Annotated in this window: 19 protein-coding genes; all 19 read right to left on the reverse strand. The window is 69.6% G+C overall.

The window, feature by feature from the left end:
- Positions 1–251: 251 nt before the first annotated feature.
- The 19 genes from E4A53_RS07675 to E4A53_RS07765 all read right to left on the reverse strand — a co-directional run bounded on the left by E4A53_RS07675 (position 252) and on the right by E4A53_RS07765 (position 25670).
- Positions 252–1655, reverse strand: coding sequence for an alpha,alpha-trehalose-phosphate synthase (UDP-forming) (locus E4A53_RS07675; protein ID WP_206366268.1), 1404 nt, complete (start codon positions 1653–1655; stop codon positions 252–254).
- On the reverse strand, positions 1637–3448 hold the full coding sequence (locus tag E4A53_RS07680) for a glycoside hydrolase family 15 protein (RefSeq protein ID WP_168694328.1): 1812 nt from the start codon (positions 3446–3448) through the stop codon (positions 1637–1639). The genes E4A53_RS07675 and E4A53_RS07680 overlap by 19 nt, the downstream gene beginning before the upstream one ends.
- Positions 3430–4173: a trehalose-phosphatase gene (gene otsB / locus E4A53_RS07685; RefSeq protein ID WP_136162512.1), complete on the reverse strand. Its 744-nt coding sequence runs from the start codon at positions 4171–4173 to the stop codon at positions 3430–3432. The genes E4A53_RS07680 and otsB overlap by 19 nt, the downstream gene beginning before the upstream one ends.
- A gap of 78 nt (positions 4174–4251) precedes the next feature.
- Positions 4252–6468, reverse strand: a complete 2217-nt coding sequence (locus E4A53_RS07690) for a penicillin acylase family protein (protein WP_239018186.1) — start codon at positions 6466–6468, stop codon at positions 4252–4254.
- Positions 6469–6600: 132 nt separating this feature from the next.
- Positions 6601–7833 (reverse strand): NnrS family protein, encoded by a 1233-nt coding sequence (locus tag E4A53_RS07695; protein ID WP_136162513.1) that lies wholly within the window; start codon positions 7831–7833, stop codon positions 6601–6603.
- Positions 7830–8957 carry an ABC transporter permease gene (locus tag E4A53_RS07700; RefSeq protein ID WP_136162514.1) on the reverse strand — a complete coding sequence of 376 codons (1128 nt, stop codon included), beginning with the start codon at positions 8955–8957 and terminating at the stop codon, positions 7830–7832. The genes E4A53_RS07695 and E4A53_RS07700 overlap by 4 nt, the downstream gene beginning before the upstream one ends.
- Complete coding sequence (locus E4A53_RS07705) at positions 8954–10126, reverse strand: ABC transporter permease (protein ID WP_136162515.1); 1173 nt, start codon at positions 10124–10126, stop codon at positions 8954–8956. Before E4A53_RS07705 ends, E4A53_RS07700 begins: the two co-directional genes overlap by 4 nt.
- A complete protein-coding gene (locus tag E4A53_RS07710) occupies positions 10126–11157 on the reverse strand; it encodes an HlyD family secretion protein (RefSeq protein ID WP_239018187.1) in 1032 nt (343 codons plus the stop codon). The genes E4A53_RS07705 and E4A53_RS07710 overlap by 1 nt, the downstream gene beginning before the upstream one ends.
- Positions 11154–12512, reverse strand: a complete 1359-nt coding sequence (locus E4A53_RS07715; protein WP_136162516.1) for a TolC family protein — start codon at positions 12510–12512, stop codon at positions 11154–11156. Before E4A53_RS07715 ends, E4A53_RS07710 begins: the two co-directional genes overlap by 4 nt.
- A gap of 45 nt (positions 12513–12557) precedes the next feature.
- A complete protein-coding gene (locus E4A53_RS07720; RefSeq protein WP_136162517.1) occupies positions 12558–13430 on the reverse strand; it encodes an amidohydrolase family protein in 873 nt (290 codons plus the stop codon).
- Between the two features lie 42 nt (positions 13431–13472).
- Positions 13473–14993, reverse strand: coding sequence for a UxaA family hydrolase (locus tag E4A53_RS07725; RefSeq protein WP_136162518.1), 1521 nt, complete (start codon positions 14991–14993; stop codon positions 13473–13475).
- Between the two features lies 1 nt (position 14994).
- Positions 14995–16068: an amino acid ABC transporter permease gene (locus E4A53_RS07730; RefSeq protein WP_168694329.1), complete on the reverse strand. Its 1074-nt coding sequence runs from the start codon at positions 16066–16068 to the stop codon at positions 14995–14997.
- Positions 16069–16079: 11 nt separating this feature from the next.
- Positions 16080–17261, reverse strand: a complete 1182-nt coding sequence (locus E4A53_RS07735; RefSeq protein WP_168694330.1) for an ABC transporter permease subunit — start codon at positions 17259–17261, stop codon at positions 16080–16082.
- Positions 17176–17817, reverse strand: coding sequence for a glutathione S-transferase family protein (locus E4A53_RS07740; RefSeq protein WP_136162521.1), 642 nt, complete (start codon positions 17815–17817; stop codon positions 17176–17178). Before E4A53_RS07740 ends, E4A53_RS07735 begins: the two co-directional genes overlap by 86 nt.
- Complete coding sequence (gene hisC, locus E4A53_RS07745) at positions 17814–18929, reverse strand: histidinol-phosphate transaminase (RefSeq protein WP_136162522.1); 1116 nt, start codon at positions 18927–18929, stop codon at positions 17814–17816. Before hisC ends, E4A53_RS07740 begins: the two co-directional genes overlap by 4 nt.
- A 44-nt stretch (positions 18930–18973) precedes the next feature.
- Complete coding sequence (locus E4A53_RS07750) at positions 18974–19987, reverse strand: transporter substrate-binding domain-containing protein (RefSeq protein WP_136162523.1); 1014 nt, start codon at positions 19985–19987, stop codon at positions 18974–18976.
- Between the two features lie 58 nt (positions 19988–20045).
- Complete coding sequence (locus E4A53_RS07755; protein WP_136162524.1) at positions 20046–21605, reverse strand: phytoene desaturase family protein; 1560 nt, start codon at positions 21603–21605, stop codon at positions 20046–20048.
- 38 nt (positions 21606–21643) lie between these two features.
- The gene (locus E4A53_RS07760) at positions 21644–23287 is read right to left on the reverse strand and encodes a thiamine pyrophosphate-dependent enzyme (protein WP_239018188.1); all 1644 of its coding nucleotides are present in this window, start codon (positions 23285–23287) and stop codon (positions 21644–21646) included.
- Between the two features lie 97 nt (positions 23288–23384).
- A complete protein-coding gene (locus tag E4A53_RS07765) occupies positions 23385–25670 on the reverse strand; it encodes a TonB-dependent receptor (protein ID WP_136162525.1) in 2286 nt (761 codons plus the stop codon).
- Positions 25671–25728: the final 58 nt, after the last annotated feature.

The raw sequence follows: 25728 nt of genomic DNA on the forward strand, positions 1-25728 counted from the left end.
ACTGCGTCGGCGGCGCAGGCAGCAACGCCGGATCGGACGCCTCTGCCACCGGCATTGTCAGGGGATCGCAGCGCTTTAAGATACCGCCGCGCTGCAACGGTGCGCGGTCATCGGCGGTAGTCGCCGCGACTCGCGCTCACATGGGGAAAAATCGCTTCCGGCCCTAATCCGAACCAGCGGCCCAGCGGGTCAGCAGCAGCTCCACGAATGCCTCGATCGCCACGTCGTCCGTCTACAACACGGCGCCGCCGCTACAGGAAGCTGCCGCCCGTCGGCGCCTGTTTCAGCGCATCGGTGAAACGCCTGCGCCACCAGGTCACGTCCTCGCGGATGACATTGTCGTACATCGGCTGCCAGCGGGCGATCCGCTCGTCCAGCGGCATAGCGAGCGCGCGCTCGAGCGCGTCGGCGATGTCGTCGGCGCTGTACGGGTTGATCAGCAGCGCGCCGTCCAACTGGGCGGCCGCGCCGGCGAAGCGCGACAGGATCAGCACGCCTGGGTTCTTCGCGTCCTGCGCCGCCACATACTCCTTGGCCACCAGGTTCATGCCGTCGCGCAGCGGCGTGACCAGGCCGGCGCGCGCCGCACGGTAGATGCCGGCCAGCACAGCGCGCGGATAGCCGTGGTTGACGTAGCGCAGCGGCACCCAGTCGATATCGGCGAAGGCGCCGTTGATCCGCCCCGACAGCGCGTCGAGCTGGGCGCGTATGTCCTGATAGCTCTGAACGCTGGCGCGCGACGGCGGCGCGATCTGCAACAGATAGACATGGGCATGCGCGCCGGGCCGCGTCTCCAGATAGCGCTGGTAGCCGCTGAACCGCTCTTCCAGCCCCTTGGAATAATCCAGCCGGTCGACACCGACGATCAAGCTGCGGCCGATCGAGCTTTCGACCATCCGCGCGTGGGTCGCCACCGCCTCGGCGCTGTCGCGGCTGGCGACGAAATCCTGCGCGTCGATGCCGATCGGGCAGGCGATCGCCCGGATCGTGCGCGCACCGACGGTGACCGCGCCGTCGGGGCCCACCTCGCCGTTCATCTCGTGGATGACGTAATCGTGGAACGTCTCCAGCCATTCGCGGGTCTGGAAACCGATCACGTCATAGGCGAACAGCGCGTCGACCAGCCGCCGGTGGTGCGGCAGGGCGGTCAGCAGCTTGGTCGGCGGCCAGGGGATGTGCAGGAAAAAGCCGATCCGGTTCTCCAGCCCCTGCCGGCGCAGCATCCAGCCGAGCGGGATCATGTGATAGTCATGCACCCAGACCAGGTCGTCCGGCTGGATATGCGGACCGATGACGTCGCCGAACATCTGGTTGACCCGCTCGTAACCGCCCTGGAAATCGCGTTCGAACTCGGTCAGGTCGAGGCGGTAGTGGAACAGCGGCCACAGCGTCCGGTTGGCGTAGCCGTCGTAATATTCCTCGACATCCTGTTCCGGCAGGTCGACCGTCGCGGAGGTGACACCGTCATAGGTCACGAAACGCGGCGCCTCCGTCTCCCCCGCTTCCCCGGACCAGCCGAACCAGATGCCGTTGGTTTCCCGCAGCGCGGCGGTCAGCGCGACGGCAAGGCCGCCCTGCGCGCCGGGCTGTTCGGCGGTCGGCGCCTGCACGCGGTTCGATATGACGATAAGGCGGGTCAGCGGACGGCACTCCATGGTTTGCTCAGCAGGACGGCGCAGTTGATCAGCCCGGCCAGCGAGTAGGTTTGCGGGTAATTGCCCCACAATTCCCCGGTCACCGGGTCGATGTCCTCGGACAGCAGGCCGGCGGGGGTTCGCCGCGCCAGTATCTCCTCAAACAGGGCGCGCGCATCCGCGGTGCGGCCGATGGCGTGCAGCGCCTCGATCAGCCAGAAGGTGCACATGTTGAACGCGGTGTGCGGCATGCCGAAATCATCCTCGCTGTCGTAACGCAGCATGTTGGACCCGCGCCGCAAACCGGCCTCGACCGCCGCCAGCGTTCCCTTGAAGCGCGGGTCGTCGGGCGACAGGAAACGCAGTTCGAGCAGTTGGATCAGGCTGGCGTCGAGCGTGTCGCCGGCGAAGGTCGCGGACAGCCGGTTGCTCTCCGGCCGCCATGCCGCCTGTTCGATCCGCGCCCGCATGCCGTCCGCCCGCGCCTGCCAGAAGGCGGCCCGCGCCTCCAGCCCCAGCGCCGCCGCCGCATTGGCCAGCCGGTCGCAGGCGGCCCAGCACATCGCCGCCGAATAGGTGTGGACATGGGCACGGGTCCGCAATTCCCACAACCCGGCATCGGGCTGGTCATAGCGTTCCCACGCCCGCTCGCCGACCGGCTCCAGCGCTTCGAAATCGGCGACGCCGGCCATCCGCAGCAGCCGATGATCGAAAAACGCCTGGGTGTTGGACAGGACGATCTGGCCATAGGCGTCATGCTGCATCTGGTCATAGGCCTGGTTGCCGACGCGCACCGGCCCCATCCCGCGATAGCCGTTCAGGCCGGGCGCCACGCGCTCGGTCAGCGTCTGCTCGCCGCCGACCCCGTAGAGCGGCTGGATATGCCCGCCGGCGGCGTTGTCGACGATGTTGCGCAGATATTCGAGATAGCCCTCCAGCACGTCGAGCGCGCCCAGTCGGTTCAGCGCCTGGATCGTGTAATAGGCGTCACGGATCCAGCAGTAGCGATAGTCCCAGTTGCGGCCGGAATCGGCATGCTCGGGGATCGACGTCGTCATTGCCGCGACGATCGCGCCGCTTTCCTCATGCTGGCACAGCTTCAGGGTGATCGCGGCGCGAATCACCGCTTCTTGCCATTCGAACGGCGTCGCCAGCCCGCGCACCCAGTGGCGCCACTCCGTCGCTGTCCGGTCGAGCATCTGCTCCAGCGCGGCGACGATGTCGTCGGCGAAGCTCTCGTCGGGGCCAAGGTAGAAATGCAGGCTGCGTTCGACCCGGAACAACCGCTCGCTCTCGATCCAGCCGACCGGCGCCGTCGTCGACAGCCGGATCACGCCGTCGTCCAGCAGGTAGCGGATATGGTTGGTGCCGCGCGTATGGCCGGCCCGCGCGCTGCCCCAGCCCCGGCCAGGCCGCAGGCGGATGCGGACGCGCGGGGAACCGGATACCGGCCGGACGATCCGCACGAAGGCGGTCGGCCGGAACATCCGCCCCAGCCGGCGGAAACGCGGTGCGAAATCGATGACCTCGATCGCGTTGCCGTCGCCGTCGCTGTGCCGGGTCACCAGCACCGGCGTGTTACGCAGATAGGCCTGACTGGTCTCGACGACGCCGTCCAGGTCGATCTCCCAGAAGCCGTAGGCACCCTCGCCCGCCGGCGGCTTGTCGTCGAGCAGCGACGAAAAGGCTGGCTCTCCGTCGATCCGGGGCAGGCACCCCCAGACGAACCGGCCGGACCGGTCGACCAGCGCGGACACCTGGCAATTGCCGATCGGCCAGAGGTCGAGCGTCGCGGTCACAGCGCTGCCAGCCATGCGCGCACCGCCGCTACATCGGCTAGCCGGGCGGTCGCCGCCGTCGGCCGCGCCGGGCCGACCAGTATGCCGGCGCCGCCCAGCGCCACGCAGCGCGCAAAGCCGGCTTCGTCGGTCACGTCGTCGCCCAGAAAGACCGGCCGATGGCCGATGAACGGCGGCCCGGCCATCAGTGCGGCGATCGCGCTGCCCTTGTCCGCTCCCGCCACGCGCAATTCGACCACCATCTTGCCTTTCTGGACGTGAAGCCCGTGTGTCGCCGCCAATTGCCCGGCTAGCGCCTCCGCCGCCGCTTCCGCCGCCGGGTCGCCCCGGTAATGCAGCGCGACGCCAAGCGACTTCGCCTCGACGACGATCGCCGCATTACCGGCGAACGCCCGCCGGAACGCCGCCTCGACCGCGTCGAGCGCCGCCGGTCGTGGCACCGGCACCGCTGGCACGCCGGGCCTGCGGCTTTCCGCGCCATGGCTGCCGACCACCACCAGCGCAGCCGCCGCCGGGCCGATCAGCGCGTCGAGCTGGGCGATCGACCGGCCGCTGATCAGCGCCAGCCGCCCGCCGAGCCTGCCCGCCAGCCGGTGCAGCAGCGCTGCCAGCCCAGGGTCAACGACAACCCCGTCCGGGCGTTCCGCCAGCCCGACCAGCGTACCGTCGAAATCCAGGAAAAGGCTGATGTCGCGGCTGTCCAATGCGGGGGGAACCGCCAGTGTCCGCTGCTGGTGCATCGCAAGAGGATACACGCCCAGGCCCGTCGGGACACCCCCCCTTGCCCGGTCGCCGCACTCCGCCGCCGCCCGCGGGCTCTAGCGCTCACCCGGCCGGTATTGCCGCCGGGTGTTCGCGGCGATCTCGTCCGGGTAGAAATGGACCGGCCGCAGCCGTCCGGCCGCGTAGGCCGCCGCCTGATCGGTGAAATGCGGCGACGCCGGGTCGCCGCTTTCGCCGCCGGCGCTGACCGCCCAGGCGCGCAGCCGCGGCGCGAATTCGACGACGGCGACAAAGCTGTTGCCGGTGCTGCCATACAGGCGCTTGGTGCCCGCGCCGCGCTGCGCACCGAATGAGGCCAGCGAGCCCCAATGCGCGGAAGCGAAGCCGACCGGCAGGCTGGGCTTGCCGTCGTCGAATACGCCGTCGATCGCGCCGGTCAGCCGCTGGAAGCGGTTGACCGCACCCCAGGGGACGCGCCAGTCGCCGAAATCCTTCCTCAGCCGGTCGAGCGCCTCGCCGAGCGCCGCCAGCGCCGTCGCATCGTCAAGATGATCGGCCAGATAGGCCGGCACGTTCCGTCGCGCCGCCTGCGCCGCCGGGCCGTAGCGCGTCCACAACACCTCGCCCCAGAAGACGGCGATCGTCATCGGGCGGGATGTGACCCCCCAGCGATAGTCCCAGCCCCGCAGCATCGCGATCGCCGGGCCGAGCCGCGCCCGCCGCGCATCGCCTCGCGGCAGCGCATCGAACGCCGCCGTCAATTTCGGGATCAGGGTCGCAAAGGCCGGCTGATAGCTGTCATAAGCCGCCGCCATCAGGCTTTTCGGGGTGAAATCGCGCTGGGCGCGGAGCAGCATGTCGGCGTGGACGCCGCGCGCATTCTCGCCGAACCGGTCCATGTAGCGCGGGAAATCCGCCGCCTTCGGGCTGGCGTCGCCGGCCGCCGTCCACGGCCAGTTGTTGGTGTTCATCACCCAGCCGCCGGGCGGGTTGCGGACCGACGGCAGCGCGGCGAGCGGGGTCAGCCCCTGCCAGTCGGTCGCAGGATCGGCACCGTCAACCGGGTCGGCATAGTCGAAGCGGTCGTCGCGGATCGGCACGAATTGCGGGTGGAGATAGGCGATGTCGCCATTGGCATCGGCATAAAGCGTGTTGTTCGACGAATTGGCGCTGAGCGCCGCGACCGCCATGAACGCCTGATAGTCCTGCGCCTTGGTCCGCAGGAAGGACTGCTGCAGCGCCGCCACCGGCCGGAACATCATCGCGATCGCGATCCACTTGCCGTCGCGCTCGCCGATCACCGGGCCGTGATGGGTGCGATAGACGGTGAAGCGCCGCTCCGCCTGCCCGCCGTCGGCGGTGCGATAGCGCAGGATCAGCGGCGCTTCGGCGACCGGCCGCCATTCGGCGCCATAGCGGTAATGGGGGCGGCCTTCGCGCCGGGCGATCGTCTCGGCGAACTCGTCGATATTGTCGACGCCGCTCGATGTGTGCATCCACCCGGCCCGCTCGTTGAAACCCTGATAGATGAAGAACTGCCCCCAGGTCGCCGCGCCATAGGCGTTCAGCCCCTCGTCGCTGGTCATCTGCAGTTCGGAGCGAAAATAGAAGCTGGTATGGGGATTGATCAGCAGCATCGCGTGGCCGTCGCGGCTGTTGCGGGGGGCGATGGCGATGCCGTTGGAACCGCGCGGCTCGCGCGGGCGCAGGCCGGCCTCCTCCGCCGTCGGCGCCAGCGCCTGCCCGCCATAGAAGCGGGCGAGCCCGGCCAGCGGAATCCGCTCTATGTCGCCGCCGATGCTGCCCTCGCTGAACGCCAGCGCCATCCACGGTTCGAACCGGGTGATCAGGCGCGGGCGGACATGCGGGTGGCTGGCAAGATAGTAATTCAGCCCGTCCGCCCAGGCGCGGGTCAGCGCGTGCAGCCAGGCCGGGCTGGCGGCGTGGCGGGCCTGCAGGTCGGTCGGGTCGATGTACAGCCGCATCCGCAGATCCTGCCAGATCGCCTTCTCGCCCTCGACCTCCGCCAGCCGGCCGAGCGCGGTGATGTAGTTGGTCTCCACCCGATTGAAGTCGTCTTCCGCCTGGGCATAGATCGCGCCGAACACGGCGTCGGCGTCGCTCTTGCCGCGGACATGGGCGATCCCCCAATTGTCGCGGGTAATGGTGACGCGGGCCGCCGTATCACGCCAGCGCGCCGCGTCGTCCCCCACCGCCAGCGCCACGCCCGGCAGCAACAGCAGCAGCGCCAGCGCCATGCCCCACAGACCCGGCCGCAGGGCGGGCCGGGCCGCGCGATAAAGGGATGGCATCGGCTTCGTCCTCCAGTCGGGCTCCAACCCGGCCCAGCAGCAGCGAGGCCGTCGTCATTGTCGGTTCCGCCGCCGATGTCCAGCACGCGTTCAAAGCGCGTTTCCCCGCTCGAGGCCCCCACATGCCCGGCGTTACCGCTCGCCGACTCGAGGCGCGAACAGTATCGGCGCGTAGCCCGCCAGGAACGCGCCGAACGCCGCCACCCACAGCCCGCCGGAAACCGCGATCCCGACCTGATAACCAAGCAGGTCGAATGCCGTCGCCATCCGTAGCAACGCCCCCAGCGTCACCAGCGCATAGGCGGCGACGGTCAGCGGCCCGGCGCGCAGATCCCGTGCCGTCTGGCTCAGGATGGTGCGGGTCATCACCGCCAGGATCATCGTCGCCATCGCCCCCGCGGCCAGCGCGTGCAGCGCGGCGGTGCGCGGCACCGGTCCGCCGAGCACCGCCGCCGCCAGCAGGGCCAGCCCCGCGGACAGCCAGGCAAAGCCCAGATGCAGGCTCAGCACCAGCGGGTCGCGCGCCGCCGTCACGCCGCGCCAACGCGCCATCCGCCCCGCCTGCGCTACCGCGGCGGCGGCAAGGGCAAGGCCGGCGGCCCGCGCATCGGGCCAGACCGCCCAACCGGCAAGCGCCGCCGCAGTCACCACCATCGCGGCGCGGTCGTAACGGTCGGGCTGGCCCGGCATCCGCCCGGTCGCGTCGTTCCGCGCCAGCCAGTTGCGGGTGAAGGACGGGACCAGCCGGCCGCCGACCATCGCGATCAGCGCGACGATCAAGGCAAGGCCGGCGCGCCAGCCGAGCGCATCGTCCGCAACCCAGCCGGCGGCCCCGCCATGGTCGAGCACACTGGCAATGCCGAGCAGCAGCACCAGACCAACCAGCGGCAGGTTGCGGTTGCCCATCACCAGCGCCTCGCGCGCACCGAGCAGGGCCAGCACGAGCGGAAAGGCGCCATCGACCAGCATCACCGCCGCGCCGCCGGGGCCGCCGGCAAGCAGCAGCGCCGCCCGTCCGGCCAGCCACAGCAGCGCCAGCGCGGCAAGCGGCGGCCCGGCCACCGGCAGGCGGCCGCTGCGGTTGGGAATGGCGGTCAGGTAATAACCGGTGATCGCCGCGCCGACGAAGCCGAACAGCATTTCGTGGCGGTGCCAGGCAAGCCAGTCGCCCGGCCCCGGCGCGGGCAGGCCGGACAGCATCGCCACCCACAGGCCGATCGCCACCACCGCCCACAGCGCGGCGGCAAGGAAGAACGGCCGGAAACCGCCGCGCAGCACCGGCGGTGCCGCCGCCATCCGCGCCCGCCGCAGCGCCAGCATCCGTTCGCCGCGCGTCTCGCCACCTTCCTGCCGCCGCTCCGTCATCCGCCTGCCCCCTCGCCGCCCCGCGCCGGGAACTGGCCGTAACGGACCGCCGCGACCGTGCCGTAAAGCAGAGTCAGCGCGGCGAGGTTCAGCAGTTCAATCCGCTGTTCAGCCAGCGTCGCGCCCATCTGGTTGATGCCGACCATCAGGTGAATGCCCGGCGTCGTCGGCAGCAGCCGGGCGAGCAGCGCCAGCCAGCCGGGCATCGCCTCCGCCGGCCAGGACAGGCCGGACAGGAAGAAGATCGGCACCGAGGTGACGATCCATAGCTGGATCGGCCGCTCCCGCGTACGGAACAGGCTGGCCAGCGCCAGCGCCGCCGCCACCGTCGCCGCCGCGAACAGCGCCGTCGCCACCGCCAGCGCGCCAAAGCCGCCGGCGGCGCGCGGCATGTCCTGAAACCAGAAGACGAAGCCGGTGTAATAAGCCGTGTTCGCACAGCCGATGGTGAAGAAGGCCAGCGCGATGCCAACCAGCTCACCGGCATCGAAACGCCGCGCGCCGTGCCGTTCGCGCATGGTCGCGGCAAGCAATGCCAGGCCGATCAGCAGCGTCTGGTGGATGATGACGAAGGTCACGCCGGGGAACACCGCGCTGCCGTAACCTTCGCGTGTGTTGAACAACGGCCGCTGGACGACGCTGAACGCCGGCGGCGCCGGCGCCCCGAGCATCATCGCCTGGTCCGTCGCCGCATCCCGGCCGAGCGCGCCCAGCGCGGCACCGACCCCGGCGAGCGCGGTGCTGCCGCGCAGCAGATAGGCGCCGTTGCCATAAAGCGCGACCGTACCCTGCTCGCCGCGCAGGATGCTGCGTTCGAACCCTTCGGGGACCAATACCGCCGCGCTCGCCCGCCGATCGGCGATCCAGCCCAGCGCCGCCTGCGGCGACGGCAGCCGCGCGACCAGTTCCGCCTGCTGCACTGCCCGCAGCCTGCCGACCAGCGCCCGGCTGCTGCCGCTGTTGTCCATGTCGACAACGACGATCGGGATGCGCGTCGGCACCTCCCCGGCATAGGCGCTGGGGTAGAAGAAGGAATAGAGGATCGCCGAACCGACCAGCAGCATCAGCGCGGTGCCGTCGCTCAGCACCGCGCGGAAGGTGGCGCGGAACGCCCGCCCGATCATCGCCGCCCCCAGACCGCCGGCCGCGACGCCGCCGCGATGTAGCGCGGCAGCCCCGCGACCGCACCGACAAGCAGGAAGGCGAGCATGATCGCCAGTTGCGGCACCGACACGCCGGCTGGCGCGCCCATCATCCATTGCTCGGCAAGCAGCTTGGCGAAGGCGGTGTAGGGCAGCAGTGCGCTCCACAGCCGCGCGAACAGCGACGCGGATTCGATCGGGAAGATCGCGCCGGCGAAGGCGAAGGACGCGCCGGCATACAGCCCTGTCGCCGACAGCGCCTTGCCCATCGACAACGTCACCGCGGTGACCAGCACCGTCACCCCCGCATAGGCCAGGTACATTGCCGCATAGCCGCACAGGATCATCATCGGGCTGCCGAGGATCGGCCAGCCGCGCAGCCCGGCGAGATAGCCGGTGGCGACGACGCCCCATGCCATGAAGATGGCGAGGTAGACGGCGATCTTGCCGGCGGCGGCGGCCGCCGCCTCCCGCCGGGACAGCGCGGCCAGCCAGGGCCCGATGCTGCCGTCGCGCAGTTCCCGGCCCAGCGCGCTCGCCACCGCGACCATGAACAGCAGGTGGAGCAACGCCGGGTGGAGCAGCACGACCAGTTGCAGTTCGTAACTGCCCTGCGGGTTGAACAGGATCGTGGTGTGCGCGGCGATCGGCGGCGGGCGGATCGCACCGGGCGTGACGGCGGCCCCCTGCTCCGCCGCCAGCCGCGTGGCGTGGGCCTGAACGACCGCGCCGACGTCGCGCAGCGCCGCCCCCGACGCCGTCATATAGCTGGCGTTGTAGAACACGGTCAGGCCGGCGGTTTCCCCGCGCAGCACCGTCCGCTCGGTATCGCGCGGGATCAGCACCACGGCATAGGCCCGGTTGGCGCGGACCAGCCGCCGCGCCGCGACCATGTCCGCCGGGCGCGCCACCACGCGCAGGCCGGGCGCCGCGTCCAGCCGCCGCGTCAATTCGCGGGCGATGCCGCCGCCGTCGAGATCGACGACCGCAATCGGCAACGCGCGCGGCACCCCGGCGGCGAACTGAACGGCAACCAGCACCAGCAGAAGCAGCGGAATCCAGCTAACCAGCGCCAGATCCCAGGCGCTGCCGCGCAGGAAGCGGATTTCCCGGCGCCATCCATCGCGAAAGGCAGCGCCCGCCCCCGGCACTATTGCGGCCAGTCGAACAACACGGTCATGCCCGGTCGCAGGCCCCGCACCGGGGCAAGCGGTGCGACGCGGACCTCGAAGCTCTTGACGTCGAACCCGCTCGACTGGCGGGTCGCGCGCCAGGTCGCGAAATCGCCGGCCGGCGCGACATAGCTGACCCGAAAGCGTACCCGCTGGCCGGACAGCGCCGGCACGGTGCCAGCCAGTTCGCTGCCCCGCGCGATGCCGCGCAACTGGTCCTCGCGCAGGGTCAGCGTCACCCACGGATGGGCGACGTCGCTGAGCACGAACACCGGAAAACCCTGCGGCACCAATTCGCCGGGCTGAGCCAGCCGGCGGCCGACCTCGCCGGCGATCGGCGCGATCACCCGCGTCTCGGCCGCTGCCGCCGCCACTTCCGCCGCCGCGCCCTGCGCCTGTTCCGTCTGGCCGCGCGCCGCCGCCTTGTCTTCGGCCCGCGCGCCGGCGAGCGCCTGGTCATACTGCGCCCGCGCCGCCCGCGCCGCCTCCCCGGCGGCGATGGCGTTGGTCCGTGCCTCGTCGCGCTTCTGACCGGCCAGGACCCCTTCGTCATACAGCCGCTGGCTGCGCTGGTAGGTGGTCTGCGCCAACGCCGCCGCCGCATCGGCCCGGCGCCACTGCGCCTCCGCGGCACGGACATCCTCCGGCCGCGCGCCGTTGTTCGTCTTGCTCTCCACCGCCCGCGCCGATGCTAGCGCCCCATCCGCCTGCTGCGCCCTTGCCGACACTTCCGGGCTGGCGACGGTATAGAGCAGCTGCCCGGCACGCACCGCCTGCCCTTCCTCGACGTGGAAGGCGGCGATCCGTCCGGTGACCTTGCTGGCGATCCGCACCTGCCGCGCGTCGACCATGCCCTGCACCAGATCGGGCACCGGCCGGTAGGCAAGCCACAGCCCCGCCGCGAGCAGCAGCAGCGCAGCGCCCATCGCGACAATGGTTAGCCGGCGGCGGCGCTGCCCCTCGGCCATCGGCGGCTCCGCCGCCCGGGCTTCCTCGCTCTCCTCGCTCACCGGACTGCCCTGTCGGCGCGGGCGGCATAATCGGGCAGCGCGCCGATCTCCCCGCTGAGATCGAGCAGTTGCGCCAGCGCCAGCACATAGTCATGCGCCGCCTGCGCGCGCTGGATGCGGGCGCGGCCAAGGCCCAGTTCGGCATCGATCACGTCGAGCGACGTCGCCTGCTGCTCGCGATAGGACAGCCGCTGCAACCGCAGATTCTCCCCCGCCGATTCCAGCGCGCTGTCGAGCAGCAGGAAGCGCTTGCGCGCCGCCTCCGCCGCGTTCCATGCGCCGGTCACGCCAATGGTGATCTGGGTACGCGCCTCACGCAGGCCGGCGTCGGCCTGCAGCGCCGTCTGCCGCGCCGCCGCCACCGCCTGGTTGCGCCCCAAGCCCGACGCCAGCTTGTAGCGCAGGCCGATGCCGACGCTCCAGTCCGGGTCGGTCAGCAGAGAATCCCGCCGGTCGAAATTATACTGGCCGAAGCCGTAGAGCGTCGGCCGCCGCTTCGATTCCTCGATCATCACCCCCGCCTCGGCCTGCGCCTCCAGCGCGCGCAGCCGGCCGATCTCGGGGTGGGTATCCAGCGCCCGCGCGGTGAAGGTCTCCAGCGGGGGAAGCGCCCGCGCATCGACAAACAGCGGCGTCAGCGGCCGAACGCCGTCGGGCGCGCGCAGCAGCCCGGCCAGCGCCGCATTGGCGCTTGCCAGGTCGGACGCCGCCGTCTCGAACGCGCGCGCGGCATCATCGCGCGCGACCTGCGCCTGCAGACGCTGCGCGCGGCTGATGAATTGCTCGCGCTCCAGCTTCACCGCGTCGGACAGGTGCCGCTCCAGCCCGGCGAGCACGTCGCGCCGCACGCCCAGCGCCTGCTCGGCCAGCTGCTGGCCGTAATAGGCCTGCGCCAGTTGCAGCAACGCCTTGTCGACCGCGACCTGCCGTTCGGCACGCGCCTGGTCGAGCTGGGCGCGCGCGCCCGCCTTCACCCCCGCCATCTGCCCACCGGTGTAGAACGGCAGCGTCGCCGTAACGATCGGCCGCACCGCTGTCTCTCGCCGCCGGAACCGCAACGGATCCTCTATGCCGAACGACTGCGCGACCGGGGCAAGCGATCCGAAGGGCAGGTAGAGCGTCTTCTGATAATCGAGCAGTTGCGCTTCGACATCGACCTCCGGCCGGCCGAGCGACCGCGTCGCCCCGGCCTGCAACGCCTTGCCGCGCAGATTGGCGTCGGATGCGGCGATCGCGTCGGACCGCTCCAGCAACCGCTGCTGCGCCGCCCGGTAATCGAGCGCCACGGGCGCGGCGTCCTGCGCAACGGCCGGCCCCGCACACACCCCGACAACCGCCGCCAGCCAGACTCGCATGGCCCGCCTCCTGACCCCACTGCCTATTGCCGCCCGCCGGAAATCTCAATGGCGCGGTGTCAGCCCGTAGAAACGGATCGCGTTGGCGCCGAGGATGGCGGCGCGTTCGGGGGCGGACAGGTGGCCGATCAGGCGATCGGTGCAGGCGACCCAGCCGGCATAGCTGCTGGCGCTCAGCGCCACCGGCCAGTCGCTGCCCCAGAGCAGCCGGGCCGGGCCGAACAGTTGCAGCAGCGCGTCGCTATAGGGTTTCAGGCTGTCGGGGGTGTAATCGGTCGCGGCTTCCGTCACCATGCCGGACAGCTTGCAGCACACCCGGCGATGGCGCGCCAGCCGGTCCATCGCGTCCCACCATTGCAGCCGCTCCTCCGCGTCGGGGGGCCAGCGGGCGATATCCGGCTTGGCGCCGTGGTCGACGACGAAGCGCACGTCGGGGCTGGCGTCGACCAGCGCGACGGCGGCCGACAGGTGGCGCGGCCGGATCAGCAGGTCGATCGGCATGTCGTGCGCCGCCGCCCAGGAGAGGAGCGGCGCCCCGATCACCGAGTGCAGCCGCTCGCCATCCGCATCGTCCTGATACCAGAGGCGGATGCCGGCGAGTTGACCGGTTGCCCGCCACGCCTCGGCGCGGGCGACGGCGCCGGCATCGGCCGGGTCGAGCCAGCCGACGACGCCCCACACCCACGGCACCTCCCGCGCCAGTGCCAGCAGCCAGTCGGTCTCGACCGGCGTCTCCGCCGCCTGGACGACGACGGTCCCGGCGATGCCCGCCGCCTTCAGCGCCGGCGCCAGATCGGCGGGTAGATAGTCGCGATGCAGGATCGCCGGCGCGTCCGCCATCCACGCGCAATAGCCGTCAGCATAACGCCAGAAATGGTGGTGTGCGTCGACGCGCAGCGCCGGGGCGTCAGCCGGCATCGGCGGTGTCCGGCGCGCGGCGGTTTGTCCTCCCCCGACGCGTCACATCGTCGCTCCAATGATCCAGGGCGCGAACTCATTGTCGCCCAGCCCCAGCACCTCGCTCTTGGTCGGCTCGCCGGAGGCGGTACGCAGGATCAGGTCGAAAATCTCCGCCCCTTTCTCCTCCACCGTCGCCGCGCCGTCGGCGACGGGGCCGCAGTCCAGGTCCATGTCGTCGGTCATCCGCTCGTACATCGGCGTATTGGTCGCCAGCTTGATCGACGGCGCCGGCTTCGCGCCGAACACACTGCCGCGCCCGGTGGTGAAGCAGATGATGTTGGCGCCGCCCGCGACCTGCCCGGTCACCGCCACCGGGTCGTAACCCGGCGTATCCATGAAGACGAGGCCGGACGCGGTCACCGGCTCGGCATAGCCATAGACGTCGACCAGATTGGTCGACCCGCCCTTGGCCACCGCGCCAAGCGATTTTTCGAGGATGGTAGTCAGCCCGCCCGCCTTGTTGCCGGGCGACGGGTTGTTGTTCATCTCGCCGTGGTTGCGGGCGGCGTAATCCTCCCACCAGGCGATCCGCGCCATCAGCTTTTCCGCCACCGCCGGGCTGGCGGCGCGGCGGGTCAGCAGGTGCTCGGCGCCATAGATCTCCGGCGTTTCGGACAGGATGGCGGTGCCGCCATTGGCGACGAGCAGGTCGGCGGCGGCGCCCAGTGCCGGGTTGGCGGTGATCCCCGAATAGCCGTCCGATCCGCCGCATTCGAGCGCCAGGCGCAGCGCGGATGCCGGCACCGGCTCACGCCGCGCCGCTTCGGCCAGCGGCACCATCGCGCGCAAGGCATCGACCCCCCAGGCGATCGTCGCCGCCGTGCCGCCCTTGTCCTGGATGGTGGCGAAGCGCAGCCGCTCGCTTTCCTCCAGCCCGGTCGCGGCGGCGAGCCGGCTCAACTGGTTGGATTCGCAGCCAAGACCAAGCAGAAGCACGCCGGCGAAATTCGGGTGGTCGGCATAGCCGGCGATGGTCCGGCGCAGCACGTCCATCCCCTCCCCCTCCGGCGCCATGCCGCAGCCGGCATTGTGGGTGATCGGCACCACACCATCGATGTTCGGGTGGCCGTACAGCTCCCTTCCCATCCGATCGGCAATGGCGCGGGCGACCGTGGCGGAACAGTTCACGCTGGTCACCACGCCCAGATAGTTGCGGGTGGCGATCCGCCCGTCCGGGCGGCGGATGCCCTGAAACACCGCCGGCGGATCGCGATAGGCGGTCGGCCGCGCATCGGCGCCGACGGCGTTGTCGCGGGCGAAGGCGCGCATCTCGACATTGTGGACGTGGACGTGGTCGCCCGGCGCGATCGGGGCGCTGGCAAAGCCGATGACCTGGCCGTAACGGCGGATCGGCTCCCCAGCCGCTATCGCCGCTATCGCCAGCTTGTGCCCGGTCGGGATCGGCTGGCGCAGGGTCAGCGCCGGTTCGGCGAGCACCGTTCCGGCGGCCAGATCCTGCCGTGCGATGACGACATTGTCGGCCGGCGACAGGCACAGAACCGGTGGCGGGGCAATGGCCATGTCAGGCCCCTCCGCCAAGGCCGGTGGCAGCGCCGCCGACCCAGCCGCGACGGGCGCGGCGTTCGAGATAGGCGCTGTAGCGCGACATGGCAAAGCAGATGCCCCAATAGAGAAGCGCGATAAACAGATAGCCGGTCGCGCGCGCCGACGACAGATGCCATTCGGTGTCGCCCGACGCCGCCTGGACGACGCCGAGCAGGTCCGACAGGCCGATGACGACAAGCAGCGATGTTTCCTTGAACAGGCCGATGACGATGTTGGTGATCTGCGGCGTCGCCACCCGGATCGCCTGCGGCAGGATGACGTGGATATGGGCGCGCCAATACCCCATGCCCAGCGCCCGTGCGCTCTCGTACTGGCCGCGCGGGACGGAACGCAGCGCGCCGCGGATCGATTCGCCGACATAGCAGGCCATCAGGATCGACAGCGCGACCAGGGCCCGCGCCAGCTTGTCGATCTCCCGCTCCACCGGCAGGAACAGCGGCAGCATGATCACAGCGACAAACAGCACGACCAGGGTCGGCACGCCGCGCCAGAACTCGACCCAGCTGCCGGCCAGCATCCGCACCACCGGGATCGGCGATTCCCGGCCGAGCGCCAGCAATATCCCCATCGGGAAAGCGGCGGTGAAGGCGAACAGGCCGACGACGATGGTCAGGAACAGGCCGCCCCAGGCGCTGGTCCCGACCGGCGCCAGCCCGAATACGCCGCCGGCGAACAGCGCCAGCGCCGCCAGCGGGTAGAGCAGCAGGAACGCGCCGACCCACACCGCCTTGCGGCGCAGCGGCAGCAGGATCAGCGGCACCAGCAGCAGCGCGCCGAGGCCAAGCCCGGTGTTGACCCGCCAGCGCTCCCCCGCCGGATAGGCGCCGTAAAGGATCTGGTCGAACCGTTCGCGGATGAACGGCCAGCAGGCGCCCGACCGGTCCGGGCACGCCTGCGGCCCCTGCCCCGCCCAATAGGCGCTGGTCACCGCCCAGTCGAAGGCCGGCCAGAGCAGCAGCAGCACCCCGGCGAGGACCAGCAGCCCGATCACCGCGCGGATGCGACCGCCCTCGCTCAGCCCAGCGGCCACGCCCGCCACCCTCATAGCGCCGCCGACCGGCCGACGCGGCGGTCGATCCGGTGCATGATGAAGGCGACGAGCAGCGAGATCAGCAGATAGGTGACAAGGGTCAGCGCCATGATCTCGATCGGCCGGCCGACGATGTTGTTGGTGGTGCCGACCATTACCGACACCACTTCGGGATAGGCGACGGCGGCGCCCAGCGATGACGCCTTCAGCACGTTCAGATAGGCATTGGCCATCGGCGGCAGGATGACGCGCAGCGCCTGCGGAAAGACGATCCGGCGCAATGTCTGGGCCGGGGTGAAGCCCAGCGCGCGCGCCGCCTCCCACTGCCCGCGCGGCACCGCGTTGATCCCGGACCGGATGATCTCGGCGATATAGCTGGCGTTGTAGACGGCTAGGCCCAGGACCAGCGCGCACAGTTCCGGGCTGATCTCCCAGCGCGATTCATAGCCGAACCGGCCAAGCGTCGGTGCTGTCACCGTCCCCCAGCGCAGCGCCCAGAGCGCGGCGGCGGCGACGCCGAGCAGCACCAGCCAGCGCCTCGCCCGGTGGCGCAGCACAATGGCGGCACCAGCAACGGCAGCGGCAAGGCCAAGCGCCTCGACCAGCGCGCCGCCGCCGCCGACACCGATCGCCGGCAGGAAGATGCCGCGGTTGTTGATCGCCATCCAGCCGCCAAGGTCCAGGCTGTCGGTCGCCGCCGGCAACGCGCGCAGCACGACGAAATAGCAGACGAAGATCTGGAGTAGCGCGGGGATGTTGCGGAATATCTCGACATAGCTCCAGCCGATCGCGCCAAGCAGCCGGTCGCCGCTCATGCACAGCAGCGCGACGACCAGCGCGATCAGCGTCGACAGCGCGATCGCCAGCACGGTCAGCACCAGCGTGTTGGCGATACCCGCGAGGAACGCCATGTAGACCGGAGAGGTCGAGGTGAACGGCAGCAGCGTGGTGCCGAGGTCGAACCCGGCCGGCTGGAACAGGAAATCGAAGCCGTGCTGGATGCCCAGCCTGTCGAGGTTGCGGGCCGTCGTCGCCGCGATCGCCGCGACCAGCGCGGCGATGCCGAGCAGGATCGCCGCCTGCCCCGCCCACAGCCAGAGCCGCGACCTAGGCAGGGCGCACCGCCTTCGGCGCCGCCGCGATCCGGGCGAGGTCTGCGACCACCCCGGCGACCGGCGGCAGGCCCGTAACATGCGCCCACCACGCTTCGAACCCGGCATCGCGCGCGAAGGGAGAGACGAAGCCGAGGCGCGCGGCGAATAGGTCGGTGTAGAAACGCGCCGGGACCAGCGCGCAATCGGCCAGGCTCAGCGACGGCCCGCACAGGCAGGCGCCCGGCGCCGTCAGCCGGGCCAGTCGTTCGACCGCCGTCTCCAGCTCCGCCACCGCCCCGGCCAGCGCGCTCGCATCCCCCGCCGCCGCGCCGCGCAGCCCGAACAGCGCCGGGAACAGGTAGAGGTCCACGGCGCGGGTAAAGGCGCGGACGCCGGCCACCGCGAACGGGTCGGCGCCACGCAGGTCCGGCGCCGGATACATGTCTTCCAGATATTCCTGGATGACCGCCGATTCGATGATGTCGCCGGCGTCGGTCCGCAGCACCGGCACCTTGCCGAACGGGTTGACCGCCCGCCATTCGTCCGATCCAAGCCCACCCGGCGGCTCCGCCAGCGTCAGCGCCAGCCCCTTCGCCGCCGCCTGGATGCGAATGCGCGCGCCGAACGGAGACGAGGGGACGGTGAACAGGATCATTGCACCGGACTCGGCACGCGGACGCAGCTTTCCATCGCCGCGAGGAAGGCCAGATTCTCCTCCTCCGTGCCGATCGTGATGCGCAGGCTGTTGCCGGGGCCGGACACGCCGAGCGGCCGGGGGATAATGCCATGCTCCAGCAGATGAGCCGCCACCCCCTTGCTGGTCAGGCCGCTGTCGGGCGACAGGGTGAGCAGCAGGAAATTGGTCACGCTCGGCACCACCGGAATGCCCAGATCGGCCAGCGCCGCCGCCATCCGGCCGCGCCAGGCAATGGTGTGGTCGCGCACCCGATCGGCATAATCCCGGTCGCCCAGCGCCGCGGTTGCCGCCGCCAGCGCCGGCGCGTTGGCGTTGAACGGGGTGCGGATGCGCTGGATCGCCGCAATGACGTCGGGCGAACCATAAGCCCAGCCGATCCGCATGCCGGCAAGGCCGTAGAGCTTGGAGAATGTGCGCGTCATGATCGCGTTCGACGCCGTCCGGACGATGGCGATGCCGCTGTCGTAATCCGGCGCAACGACATAATCGCCATAGGCGCTGTCGATCATCAGCAGCACGTTTTCCGGCAGGCCGGCGTGCAGCCGCCGCAGTTCCGCCGCGCTGATATAGGTGCCGGTCGGGTTGTTGGGGTTGGCGATGGCGACCACCCTGGTCCGCTCGGTCACCGCCGCCAGGATATTGTCGACGCTGACCCGCCAGTCGGCCTCTTCCACCTCGACCACCTCGGCGCCCTGCGCCAGCGCGTGGATGCGGGTCATGACGAAGCCGTTCTGGCTGAGCACGACCTGATCGCCGGGGTCGACGAAGGCGCGCAGCGCCAGCAGGATCAGCTCCTCGCTGCCGTTGCCGGCGATCAGTTGGTCCGCCTCGACATCGAAGCGCGCGGCCAGCGCCTCGCGCAGCGCCCGCTGGCTGCCGTCGGGGTAGCGGTGCAATTCATCGACGGCGGCCAGATAGGCCGCCTTCGCCGCCGGGCTGGGGCCGAACGGGGATTCGTTCGACGACAGCTTGATCGGCTTCTCCATGCCGGCGATCGCGCTTTTGCCCTGCACATAGGGCGGGCAGGCCGCGAGGGCGGCGCGAGGGGCTGGGGAAGTGCGGCTACGCATCGACAGGCATCCTTGATCAAACGGTGTGAACATGAAAATCGCGATCAGCGGAACGGCAGGGCCAGCATCGCCCCGCCCTGGCTGACCAGCCGGTTCGGCCCGCGCTCCAGGCCGATCGGCGACAGGTTGCGCCGCCAGACATCGTCGTAATTGCCGACAAGACGGATGACGTTGAACGCCCAGTCGTTCGACAGGCCGAGCGCGCGGCCGTAATTGCCGTAGACGCCCAGCATCCGCTGCACCTCCCGGTTCGGCGAGCTCTTGCGCATCTGGGCGACGTTGCGCTGGCTGACGCCCAGCTCCTCCGCGGCAACGCGGACGTTCAGCGCCCAGAACACGATGTCGCGCCAGCGCGAATCATTCTGGCGAACCAGCGGCCCCTGCGGCTCGCGCGAGATGATCTCACCAAGAATGCGGTGCTGGGCGCGGTCGGGCATGCCGGCGGCGCGCGCGGCCAGCGCCGCCCGCTGCATCGTCACCGCGTCGCAGCGGTCGGCCTGGTACGCCTCCAGTGCCTTGTCGGCGTCGCCATAGGTGATCGGCCGGTATTTGAGGCGGCGGCGGTGAAAGTAGTCGGCGAGATTCTGTTCCAGCGTCGTGCCCTGCGCGACGCAGATCGTCGCCCCGGCCAAGTCGGCGACCCGCTGCACCCCGCTGCGGTTGCGGACGAGGAAACCCTGCCCGTCGATGAAATAGACCCCGGCGAAATCAAGGCCCAGCGCCGCATCGCGCGAGAAGGACCAGGTCGCGCCGGCCGGGAACACGTCGATCCCGCGCGACTGGAGCAGGGTGAAGGCGGTCTGCGGCGTGGTCAGCACATATTGCACCTTCAGCGTGCCGAACAGCGCGGCGGCGATGGTGTTGCAATGGTCGATCTCGAACCCGGCCCGCTTGCCGGCGGCGTTGACGAAGCTGAAGCCGGGGCCGGATTCGGTGATTCCGCAGCGCAGATAGCCGCGCTGCCTGACCTCGCCCAGCGTGTCGGCGCGCGCCGCCGTCGCGGCCATCGCCGCCGCCAGCACCGCCAGTGCGCCGGCGGCGGCGCGCGCTACGCTCACCTCCGCCCGCCGGCGCCGCTTTCCTTGACAGAGGCCAGACACAACACGCGCTCCCGGTTCAATCGTCGCTGGACAGTCCGAAATCCTTCAGCATCTCCTGCGCGGTGATGACGCCCATCCCGCTGATCCCGCCGCCAGGGTGGCAGGACGGACCGGCAAGGTACAGGTTCTTCAGCGGCCCGCGATACTGCGAGAAGCCGGGCAGCGGGCGGAAATAGCCCATCTGCGCCAGCGTGCGCTCGCCGCCCGACGGCACGCCGCCGACGAAGCAGGGGTTATGCGCCTCGATGTCGTCGGGCGAATGGGCGAAACGCTGGATGATGTTATCATCCTCCATGTTCGTCGTGTATTTGCGCAGCGTCTTGATCAGTTCCTCGGCATAGCTGTCCTTGATCTCCGCCCAGTTGCCGGAAGCGAGCTTGCTCGGCACGAAGGTGTCGATCATGAAGGTCTGTTTGCCTTCCGGCGCGCGGGTCGGGTCGACCAGGCTCCAGCAATGGGCGTGGACCGGCGGCTCCTTCGTCGGCACGCCGACGGACAGTTCGGCGAAATGCCGGTCGATGTCGGCGACGCTGCCGATCGTGCGCTGGAACGGCGCCTTGCTGATGTCGGGGCCGCCCTTGAACTGCGGCGCCTCGTGCAGCGCGAAATGGACGCGGAACGAGGCGACGTCGCCAAAGGTGAAATTGCGCACGGCGCGGACGAAGCCGGGGTCGAGCGCATTCTCATCGATCAGCTTCAGGAAGGTCTGCTTCGGCTCAAGCGCGCTGACCACGCCCATCCGTGCGGTGATCTCGGTACCGTCGGCAAGGCGGATGCCGCGCGCGGTGCCGTCCTCCACCAGAATGCCGGCGACCGGGCTGTTGGTCATCACCTTGCCGCCATGCGCCTCGACATAGCGGGCAAGGGCATTGGGCAGCTGGATGCTGCCGCCGCGCGGGATCGCCTGCCCGTAGACGTGGATCGCCGGGATCATGATGTAGAAGGTAGACCCGGCGCCCTGCTGGGTCGGCTTGATGTTCGGCCCCAGCGCCCAGCTGATCAGGAACGCCTGGATGTGCGGGTCCTCGAAATTCTCCATCACGAATGCGCGGGCGCTGAGGCTGTAGTTGCGCAGCATGCGCAGCCCTTCCTCGCTGCGCTCCATCGCCGCCGGCAAATAGCTGGGCGGTGACGGCGGCGAGAACATGTTGCGGGTGAAGCCGTCCTTGATCTCGACGAACCCGTCGTAGATCTCGCGATAGCGGTCGGCGTCGCGCCGCGAATATTCGGCGATGCTGTCGCAGGTCTTGTCTACGGAGCGATGGACGATGACGCCGGGGCCTTCCGTCATCGGATGGCCCATGATCTCGTTCTCGCCCCAGACATATTCCAGGCCGTAATCCTTCAGTTCGGGCAGCAGTTCGCGGATATGCGGGTTGGCGTGGATCCAGACGTGGTTGGAACCGAACAGGTCGTGCTTGAAGCCGGGCTGGGTCAGCTCGCGCGTCACCGCGCCGCCGCCAACCCAGTCGTTGCGCTCCGCCACCAGCGTGCGGATGCCGTTCTTGCAGAGCACGGCGGCACAGGCGAGGGCGTTATGGCCGCCGCCCGCGATCACTACGTCATAATCGTACATCGAACTGTCCTGTTACTTTGGCCTGTTAGCCGGGCCTGTCACTTGGGCTGCGCATTCGCCTTCGGGCCGCGCACGGAGGGGAGCAGAAGGTATTTCCATGGGAAGGCCGTCTCGCCGATCGGCACCTCGATCAGCATCGGCCCCTTCGCCTTGAACGCCGCGCGCACTGCCTCGCGCAGCTCAGCCGGGGTTTCGGCCCGGCGCCCGGCGACGCCGAAGGCCTCGGCCATCTTGACGAAATCGGGGTTCTGCAGCGCGGTGCCGACGACCCGGCCGCCGAAACGGCTGGTCTGCGCGCGCGCGACGTTGGTGAAGGCCCCGTCGCTGAACACGATGATGACCATGTCGAGATTGTATTTGGCGACGGTCGCCAGCTCGCCGCAATGGTACATGAAGCCGCCGTCGCCGTTGATCGAGACGACCTGCCGCCCCGGATTGGCGATCTTGACGCCGACCGCGGTCGACAGCCCGTAGCCCAGATTGCCGGAATAGCCGCTGGTGATCAGCGTGCGCGGCGCATAGACCGGGAAGCCGTACCAGGATGCGTAGCCGACCTGGGTGATCTCATCGACCAGGACCGCGTCGTCGCTCATCTCGCCGCGCAGCACGTCGAGATAGGCGATCTGCGGCTGGATGTCGTCGGAAAACGCTTTGGTGAAGCCGGCCTTCAGCGCCTCCAGCCGGTCCTTCTCGCTGTCGCGGCGGCGGTTGGTGGCGCCGAGATCGGCGATCAGCGCGCGCAGCGTCGCCTGCGCGTCGCCGGCCAGGCCGACGGCAGGCGCCGCGATCCGGGTCAGCTGCATCGGGTCGATATCGATATGGACGACCTTCAATGCGGCGTCGTTGCCCCAGTGCATCCGCGGGTATTTGAGCCGGGTGCCGATGGCGAGGACGACATCCGCCTCCGGCCACAGCCTGTGGCCGGCGGGGAAGGTCTGGCTCAGGTAATGGCGGTCGCTCAATATGCCGCGCCCGCCCCGGTGCGAGACGACCGGCGCCTGCAGCATCTCGGCGATCTCGCGCACCTCCTCGGCCGCGCCGATCGCGCCGGCGCCGACGAAGATCAGCGGTTTTTCCGCCGCGCCCAGCAGCGCCGCCGCCTCGGCGATCAGGTCGGGGTCGGGCAGCAGCACCTCCGCCGGCGCCACCGGTTCCGGCAGGGTGACCGGCGCGGTCTGCCCCATCACGTCCAGCGCCATTTCCAGCGACACTGGGCCGGGCCGCCCGGTGGTCAGCTGCCGGAACGCCTCCGCCACCGCGCCGGGGGCGTGGGCGGGGTGATCGATCCGCGCCGCCCATTTGGTCATCCGCTGTACCGCGCCAAGCTGGTCCGGCACATCGTGGAGGAAACCGATGCCCTTGCCGATCCCGGTCGACGGCACCTGGCCGGTCAAGCACAGCACCGGCGCGTTGCAGGCATAAGCGGTGGTCAGCGCCGCGCCGGCGTTCAGCACGCCCGGCCCCGGCACGACGGTGAAGGTGCCGACCTTGCCGGTCGACCGGGCATAGCCAAACGCCATGTAGGCGGCGCCCTGCTCGCTGCGGCTGGTGATCAGCCTGACCGTATTCTCGCGGCCGTAGAGCGCATCGAACAGCTCATATGTCTGGCCGCCGGGGATACCGAAAATGGTGTCGACGCCGTGGCGGAGCACCGACTCCACGATTGCACGACCACCCTTCATCTTCACCATTATAACTCTTCTCGCTTGTAGACCCGGAAACAACAAAGGCGGCCACCGGCACCCGCCGCCGCCGGGCGCGGGTGCCGGTGGCGCGCAGCTAGAATTTCAGCCCTACGTTCGCACCGATGATGCGTGGGTGCGGACGCAGGCGGATGCCACCCAGGCCGAAATTCTCACCTGTGCTGGTGTAATACGCCTCGGCCAGCAGGTTCTCGACGAACAGGCCGAACTTCAGCCGCTCGTTGACCTCAAGCCCGGCGCGCAGGCTGACGACATCGAACGCCGGCAGACGGTAGGGGAAGACCGGCCGACCGAGCTGAACTCGTCCCGTCGCCTCCAGGTCGCCGTAGGAATGGCTGCGGTGCGTCCAGTTGACGCCCAGATAGGCCTCGCCCGCCCCCGTGGAGAAATTATACTCGGTGTCGAGATTCCACGTCCATTTCGGCGATTTGGGCGTGCTCAGCCCCTCGACGTCGACGGGCAGGCCGCCGGTAACGACGATGCGCTCGTCCGACAGCATCTTGGCATCGAGATAGCCAAGTCCGCCGGAAATGGTCAGCCCGCGGGTGGGAACCGCCGCGAATTCGAACTCGACGCCCTTCGATCGCGCCTTGCGGACATTATGGGTCAGCTCAACCTGGCTGCTGATGTCGGTCGGGTCGAGCAGGTAGAAGGTCTGCAGCTGCAGGTCCTTCCAGTCGAGGTAGAAGGCGGAGATGTTCAGGCGCAACCGCCGGTCGAACAGCTCGGACTTGAACCCGATCTCGTAGTTCCACAGCCGCTCCGGCGCGAAGGTGTCGACGAACGGATCGCTGGCGTCGTCATGCCCGACATTGACGCCGCCGGCCTTGTAGCCCTTCGACACCACGCCATAGAGGCTGACGTCGCGATCCAGCTTGTAGCGCAGCGAAAGGCGCGGCGCGAAATCGTCGAAGCTGTGCTTGCCGCGCACGTCGGGCAGCGGGCGGCCGCCGAATACCTGCACGTCGACCACCCCGGTCGACACGCTGTCATGGGTATAACGGCCGCCGGCGATCACCTCCAGCTCCGGCGTCACCCGCCAGGTCAGGTCGGCAAACGCCGCCAGGCTCCTGATCCCGAAGGTGCCGGTGTCGCGGTTGATCGGCGTGCCGGCCGGGAAGGCGGCGACCGGCGGCAGGATGCCGACGCCGCCGAGCGAGCGATCGCTGCCCATGAAGATATGATTGCGCTTGACCTGCTTGTCGCGCGCGTAAAGACCGCCGACGGTCAGGTCGAACTGGTCGGTCTGCGCTTCCAGCCGCAGCTCCTGGCTCCACGACCGGCTGTCGAAGTCGTTTTCGCGGATGACGATGTCCAGGCTGGTCACGTCCTGGTCGAAGCGGCGATCGGTCGCCGTTTTCAGGAAACCGGTCACCGACTTCAGCGTCAGCCCGGGCGACAGCTCCTGGCTGATCCGCAGGTTGCCCAGCGTCGTGCGGTTCTTGTTGTACTCGCGCGCGTCGTGGTTGACCTTGCTCTGGTTCTTCGGGAAGAAGCCCAGCCCTTCGCCCCACGGCGTCAGCCCGGCGGCGACCGCGCCGGCGAAGGTGCCCGAGGTATCAAGGTCCAGCACGCCCGAATTGACGGTCGGGTCATGCCCCTCATTCTCGTTGGTATGGAATAGCTGCGCGTCGATCGTCGTGCCTTCCGCCGGCATCCAGCGCAGCGACAGCCGGCCGTGGAAATAATCCCAGCCGCTGTTTGGCGTGCCGTTCGGGTTGACGTTCTTCACATAGCCGTCGCTGCGCTCGACGTGCATCACGCCACGCGTCCACAGCGTTTCGCTGAGCGGCACGTTCAGGATGCCGGTGACATGCTGCTCGGCACCGCCATTCTCGTAGAAGCTGGCGCCGGCCTGCACCTCGCCGCCCAGCTCGCCGACCGGCTTCTTGGTCGTAATGTTGAGCGCGCCACCGATCGCATTGCGGCCGAAATAGGTGCCCTGCGGACCGCGCAGAACCTCGATCCGCTCAACGTCCTGCAACTGCGGGTTGATCGTGCCGCCGGACACCGACGCGACCGAGAATTCGTCGAGGTAGATACCGATCGAATTGATCACCGAATTGTCGAGCGACTTGATATCGCTGACGCCGCGGATGCCGATGCTGACGCCGCGGTTGCCGGTCTGGCCGTCGTCCTGGAAGCTGACGTTGGGCGTACGCTTCAGATAGTCGGCGGCGGCGGTGATGTTGCTGCGTTCGAGCGCCTCGGAATCGAACGCGGTAACGCTGATCGGCACGTCCTGGAGCGACTGCGCGCGGCGCTGCGCGGTAACGACGATCTCACTCAGGCCGCCTTCCGCTTCACTCTGGGCAACCGCAACCGTCGGCATGCTGGCGCCGGCAAGCAGCGCACACATCATCAAAGTGGCATTTCTGGACACAAACCCTCCCCTCCGCAGTTATGCGGATGTTGTCATC

Source organism: Sphingomonas flavalba, from assembly GCF_004796535.1.
In the GTDB taxonomy this organism is placed as follows: Bacteria; Pseudomonadota; Alphaproteobacteria; order Sphingomonadales; family Sphingomonadaceae; genus Sphingomonas_L; species Sphingomonas_L flavalba.

Coding starts and splice junctions, on each gene's coding strand:
- hisC (WP_136162522.1), bottom strand. CDS start 18,929: ATGCGTAGCCGCACTTCCCCAGCCCCTCGCGCCGCCCTCGCGGCCTGC.
- E4A53_RS07680 (WP_168694328.1), bottom strand. CDS start 3,448: ATGGCTGGCAGCGCTGTGACCGCGACGCTCGACCTCTGGCCGATCGGC.
- E4A53_RS07725 (WP_136162518.1), bottom strand. CDS start 14,993: ATGGCCATTGCCCCGCCACCGGTTCTGTGCCTGTCGCCGGCCGACAAT.
- E4A53_RS07755 (WP_136162524.1), bottom strand. CDS start 21,605: ATGTACGATTATGACGTAGTGATCGCGGGCGGCGGCCATAACGCCCTC.
- otsB (WP_136162512.1), bottom strand. CDS start 4,173: ATGCACCAGCAGCGGACACTGGCGGTTCCCCCCGCATTGGACAGCCGC.
- E4A53_RS07700 (WP_136162514.1), bottom strand. CDS start 8,957: ATGATCGGGCGGGCGTTCCGCGCCACCTTCCGCGCGGTGCTGAGCGAC.
- E4A53_RS07760 (WP_239018188.1), bottom strand. CDS start 23,287: ATGAAGGGTGGTCGTGCAATCGTGGAGTCGGTGCTCCGCCACGGCGTC.
- E4A53_RS07675 (WP_206366268.1), bottom strand. CDS start 1,655: ATGGAGTGCCGTCCGCTGACCCGCCTTATCGTCATATCGAACCGCGTG.
- E4A53_RS07715 (WP_136162516.1), bottom strand. CDS start 12,512: ATGCGAGTCTGGCTGGCGGCGGTTGTCGGGGTGTGTGCGGGGCCGGCC.
- E4A53_RS07695 (WP_136162513.1), bottom strand. CDS start 7,833: ATGACGGAGCGGCGGCAGGAAGGTGGCGAGACGCGCGGCGAACGGATG.
- E4A53_RS07740 (WP_136162521.1), bottom strand. CDS start 17,817: ATGATCCTGTTCACCGTCCCCTCGTCTCCGTTCGGCGCGCGCATTCGC.
- E4A53_RS07720 (WP_136162517.1), bottom strand. CDS start 13,430: ATGCCGGCTGACGCCCCGGCGCTGCGCGTCGACGCACACCACCATTTC.
- E4A53_RS07765 (WP_136162525.1), bottom strand. CDS start 25,670: ATGATGTGTGCGCTGCTTGCCGGCGCCAGCATGCCGACGGTTGCGGTT.
- E4A53_RS07690 (WP_239018186.1), bottom strand. CDS start 6,468: ATGCCATCCCTTTATCGCGCGGCCCGGCCCGCCCTGCGGCCGGGTCTG.
- E4A53_RS07735 (WP_168694330.1), bottom strand. CDS start 17,261: ATGTTACGGGCCTGCCGCCGGTCGCCGGGGTGGTCGCAGACCTCGCCC.